Raw genomic sequence first — 1,129 nt, 5'->3', positions numbered from 1 at the left:
GCGGCCCTCGCGGGCGGCGCCGGCCCAGTCGCGGGGTTTGAGCTGGTACTTCTCCGAGTCCAGGTACTCCTCGCTGCCGTCCCGGAGCGGGGTGTTCTCGCACAGTTCGTAGCCGCTGTAGATGCCCCAGGCCGGGGAGAGGGTCGCGGCGAGGACGGCACGGACCTCGAAGGCGGGGCGGTGGCCGTGCTGGAGGTAGGCGTGCAGGATGTCGGGGGTGTTGGCGAAGAAGTTCGGGCGCATATAGGAGGCCGCCTCGCCGGACAACTCGATGAGGTACTCGGTGAGTTCCTGTTTGGTGTTGCGCCAGGTGAAGTAGGTGTAGGACTGCTGGAAGCCGGTCTGGGCGAGGGTGTGCATCATCGCGGGGCGGGTGAAGGCCTCCGCCAGGAAGATCACGTCCGGGTCCCTGCGGTTGATCTCGGCGATGACGCGTTCCCAGAAGACGACGGGTTTGGTGTGCGGGTTGTCCACGCGGAAGATCCGCACGCCGTGGGCCATCCAGTGCCGCAGGACCCTGAGGGTCTCGGCGACGAGGCCGTCCATGTCGGCGTCGAAGGCGACGGGGTAGATGTCCTGGTACTTCTTCGGCGGGTTCTCGGCGTGGGCGATGGTGCCGTCGGGGCGGTGCTGGAACCACTCGGGGTGCTTGTGCACCCAGGGGTGGTCCGGGGAGCACTGCAGCGCGAAGTCGAGGGCGACCTCCAGGCCCAGTGCGCGGGCACGGCCGACGAAATGGTCGAAGTCCTCGATCGTGCCCAGGGCGGGGTGGACGGTGTCGTGTCCGCCCTCGGGGGAGCCGATCGCCCAGGGCACGCCGACGTCGTCGGGCGCGGGGGTGAGGGTGTTGTTGCGGCCCTTGCGGAACGTCGTACCGATCGGATGGATCGGCGGCAGGTAGACGACGTCGAAGCCCATCTCCGCGATCGCCTTCAACCTCCGCGCCGCCGTCCGAAAGGTGCCGTGGGGCTTCCGGGCGGTGCCCTCGGAGCGGGGGAAGAACTCGTACCAGGAGCCGTACAGGGCGCGTTCACGCTCGACGAGCAGTGGCATCGCGTCCGAGGCGGTGACCAGCTCCCGCAAGGGATAGCGGGCCAGGATCGCGTCCACCTCCGGCGCCAGCGCCGCC

The 1,129-nt window shown here is 69.1% G+C and carries 1 pseudogene; it reads right to left on the bottom strand.

Going from position 1 to position 1,129, the window contains the following annotated elements:
• Window positions 1-1,129: pseudogene (locus ACWD35_RS45360) on the bottom strand (alpha-1,4-glucan--maltose-1-phosphate maltosyltransferase); the annotation flags it as partial.

It is taken from the genome of Streptomyces sp. NPDC002671 (assembly GCF_053592475.1).
Note: the sequence above shows the minus strand (reverse complement) of the source record. Positions and strands in the feature narration are given on the sequence as shown.